Source organism: Endozoicomonas sp. ONNA2 (genome assembly GCF_024606365.1).
Taxonomy (GTDB): domain Bacteria; phylum Pseudomonadota; class Gammaproteobacteria; order Pseudomonadales; family Endozoicomonadaceae; genus Endozoicomonas.
The window spans coordinates 1-3,739 of record NZ_JAHHPO010000615.1 but is presented as its reverse complement, the minus strand read 5'-3'; the positions used below and the strand labels follow the sequence as shown (position 1 = coordinate 3,739).

The following is a 3,739-nucleotide window of genomic DNA, read 5'->3' as shown; positions in this document are numbered from 1 at the left end:
GTGTTTAGTGGATGGTCGTACGTCTGGTTCTATCGCCCTGGCCGGTTCTCAGACTGCCTCACGGGCAAGATCGACATTCGGCTGCTACTTTTTAATAAGTGTTTAACTGTAACTGACGAGAAAGCACACTATGAATATTGGCAATGGTTCACGGCCCGCAATCCCATCCTCCATTTCCGAGGTTTTGCTGGTTGCTGAAGACAAACCCGAAACAGCTCAATGCTATGGCAGGGAAGTATCTCGGCTGGGGTGGCTGCCGTCCTTGACGTCACTTTTTTGTTGTAGATGCAAGGAACCCTCTGGCAGAAGATTCTTAATGAGTCCGGTATACCATCCAACCACCGTTGAGGTAATCAATTCTCAACCCACACCTTCTGAATTTGGCAACTGGAAATAAGTACAAGTGCGCAGCGCAGCCCCTTCGTTGAGTAATCAGAATCAAATTCTCATCTCAATCCCCCGGGTAGCCATATACTGCTTGGCTTCAGGAATAGAGTAATGCCCGAAGTGGAAAATACTGGCGGCCAGTACCGCATCTGCCTTGCCTTCTTTGACTGCTGCCACCAGGTGATCCAGATTTCCCGCACCGCCAGAGGCAATGACCGGAATACCCACTGACTCCGAGATAGCCCTGGTGACGCCCAGGTCGTAGCCATTTTTGACACCGTCCTGATCCATACTGGTTAGCAGTATTTCACCGGCTCGAAGGTTCTCCATTTTCAGCGCCCACTGCACAGCATCAAGGCCGGTAGGCTTGCGCCCGCCATGGGTAAAGATCTCCCAGCGATCTGGCTCACCAAAATGGCTTACCTTCTTGGCGTCAATAGCCACAACAATACATTGTGAGCCAAACCGGTCAGCAGCGTCCTGAACAAATTCCGGATTAAAAACCGCCGCGGTGTTGATGCTGACTTTATCCGCACCTGCATTAAGCATGGTGCGGATATCTTCCACTGTGCGAATGCCACCGCCAACGGTCAGCGGGATAAATACTTGGCTGGCCATGCGTTCAACCGTATGCACTGTGGTTTCCCGGCCCTCATGGCTGGCGGTAATATCAAGAAAGGTTATCTCATCAGCGCCCGCTTCGTTATAACCACGGGCAACTGCTACCGGGTCCCCGGCATCGCGAATATCAACAAACTGAACACCTTTAACCACCCGCCCATTGTCAACATCGAGACAGGGAATTATTCTTTTAGCCAGCCCCATGACTGCAACCTTTCCAAACGCTTGTTAATTGACCAGACGCAGCGACACCGGGTAGCGATAAAACTCACCGCTACCCGCCTTCATTGCAGCCCTGACCATGAACACCAGCACCACTACAATGATCACTGGCACCAGTGGCAATAATAGAAATCCTACCAGCAGGAGCTTGAGGATAAACCAGAGAGTAGCCAGCAGTGTGATGGTGATCTGAAAGTTCAGGGACTCTCTGGCATGGTGCTCAATATAAAGCGACCTGTCCCGCTTCATCAGCCAGATCACCAGCGGTATGACAATATTCAATCCAGGAACCATAAAGCCGAACAGGGGCAGAAGGTGCACCAGCATTGCCATATTTTTATCATCCCGTTGAATATCGGACCTGCGGGGGAATACCATAATTATTCATCGCAATAACGTTGCGCCTCGGACAGACTGAGCGTCCCTTCGTAAATGGCACGACCGGTGATCGCACCGGCAATCCCTTCCCCGGCAACGGCTTTCAGGGCACGAATATCATCCATGTTGGTGATACCACCGGAAGCAATCACAGGAATCGTCATGCTGTTGGCCAATAGCCGGGTTGCGGCAACATTGACTCCCTGCATCATGCCATCCCGGGTAATATCGGTATAGACGATGGCAGAGACACCGTCCTGCTCAAACTGACGTGCCAGAGAAACAACCTCGGTGTCGGTGACTTTTGCCCAGCCATCTGTTGCCACCCAACCATCCCGGGCATCAATACCCACGATCACATGTCCGGGAAACTTTTGGCAGGCCTGCCTGACAAAGTCAGGGTCGGTTACCGCTTTAGTACCAATAATCACCCAGGCAACACCAGAATCCAGGTAGGCTTCTATTGTCGTCAGATCACGAATACCCCCACCAATTTGCACTGGCAAGTCAGGGTACTTTGCGGTGATACCGCGAACTGCATCAGCATTCAGGGGCTTGCCGACAAACGCCCCATTCAGGTCAACCAGGTGAAGTCTGCGGCAACCGGCATCCACCCATCGGCTGGCCATGGCAACCGGGTCATCACCAAAGACCGTGGCAGCGTCCATTTCCCCCTGGCGCAGTCGGACACAGGCACCATCTTTCAAATCGATTGCAGGAATGATTAACATCGTTTTGGCTTCCAGTTCAGGGCTTCCAGGTTAAAAAGTTTTCCAGCAGCTGCAGTCCATTGGCGGCACTTTTTTCCGGGTGGAACTGCACAGCAACAATATTGTCCTGGCCAAGGGCAACATCGAAACCAAGACCGTAGTCACTTCTCCCCGCCACCGTCGCTTCATTGGCAACACGGGCATAGTAGCTGTGCACGAAATAGAACCGGGCATTGCCGTCAACCCCCTGCCAGAGAGTATGGGCTGGATCAACCTGGTTGACCGGGCTCCAGCCCATATGTGGGACTTTCAAGCGAGAGCCTTCGCTATCCCGGAGGTCTTTCCCAAAGAACTTTACCTCACCTGGCAGCAGGCCAAGGCATTCAACCCCACCATTTTCTTCGCTGTGATCGAGCAGAACCTGCATACCAACACAAATACCCAGCAAGGGGCGGGTGGCTACTAACTCCCGAACCACGTCATCAACACCATGGCGCCGTATTTCTGCCATACAGTCACGGATTGCCCCAACGCCGGGAAGAACTGCCTTATCCGCAGCCAATATCTGCCCGGGGTCGGAGGTGACAATGATTCGGGTGTTGGCCGCTGCAACATGTTCCAGTGCTTTACTGACGGAATGAAGGTTGCCCATTCCATAATCAATGACAGCGACCGTTTTCATGGTTACAACGACCCTTTGGTAGAAGGCATCTGATCCACCATCCGCGGATCAAGGGCAACCGCCATACGTAAGGCACGGCCAAAGGCTTTAAAGACGGTTTCTATTTGATGATGGGCGTTGCGTCCCCGCAGATTATCAATATGCAGGGTAACACCGGCGTGATTAACAAAGCCCTGGAAGAATTCATAGAACAGGTCAACATCAAAGCGACCGATCAGTGCGCGGGTAAATTCAACATTAAACTCCAGACCGGGTCGCCCGGAGAAATCGATAACAACTCTGGACAGCGCCTCATCCAGGGGCACATAAGCATGGCCATAACGGTGCAGCCCTTTTTTATCACCAATCGCCCCGGCAAAGGCCTGCCCCAGGGTTATGCCAATATCCTCAACCGTATGGTGATCATCGATGTCATTATCACCAACAGCCTTGATATCAAGATCAATAAGGCCATGGCGGGCAATCTGATCCATCATATGGTCAAGAAAAGGCACTCCTGTATCAAACGATGCCTTGCCAGTACCATCCAGATTGATGGTTACATGAATCTGGGTTTCCAGGGTGTTTCTTGCAACACTCGCCTTGCGCTCAGCCATGAACTTCTCCGGTTGGATTGTCATCTATTGTGTTTGCCGGGATATAAGTAGTTGGCCAAATGGAATCGTATATTTCTGGCTAAGTGGGCAGTTACTATGCAAGGCTCAACGTAGGGAGCATAGCCGTAGCTATGTGACCGTAG

5 protein-coding genes are annotated in these 3,739 nt (G+C 51.9%); all 5 read right to left on the bottom strand.

From position 1 onward, the window contains the following. Positions 1–438 precede the first annotated feature (438 nt). From hisF to hisB, 5 genes are read right to left on the bottom strand one after another with little or no spacing between them, the layout of a single operon-like run. Positions 439–1,212, bottom strand: a complete 774-nt coding sequence (gene hisF / locus KDK14_RS10850; RefSeq protein WP_257265126.1) for an imidazole glycerol phosphate synthase subunit HisF — start codon at positions 1,210–1,212, stop codon at positions 439–441. A 24-nt stretch (positions 1,213–1,236) separates the two neighbouring features. Next, positions 1,237–1,608, bottom strand: a complete 372-nt coding sequence (locus KDK14_RS10845) for a DUF4870 domain-containing protein (RefSeq protein ID WP_257265125.1) — start codon at positions 1,606–1,608, stop codon at positions 1,237–1,239. Between the two features lie 2 nt (positions 1,609–1,610). Further along, entirely contained in the window at positions 1,611–2,339 is a 729-nt protein-coding gene (gene hisA, locus KDK14_RS10840) for a 1-(5-phosphoribosyl)-5-[(5-phosphoribosylamino)methylideneamino]imidazole-4-carboxamide isomerase (protein ID WP_257265124.1), read from the bottom strand. 16 nt (positions 2,340–2,355) lie between these two features. Then, positions 2,356–3,000, bottom strand: a complete 645-nt coding sequence (gene hisH, locus KDK14_RS10835) for an imidazole glycerol phosphate synthase subunit HisH (RefSeq protein ID WP_257265123.1) — start codon at positions 2,998–3,000, stop codon at positions 2,356–2,358. A 2-nt stretch (positions 3,001–3,002) separates the two neighbouring features. After that, positions 3,003–3,596, bottom strand: a complete 594-nt coding sequence (gene hisB, locus KDK14_RS10830) for an imidazoleglycerol-phosphate dehydratase HisB (RefSeq protein WP_257265122.1) — start codon at positions 3,594–3,596, stop codon at positions 3,003–3,005. Positions 3,597–3,739: the final 143 nt, after the last annotated feature.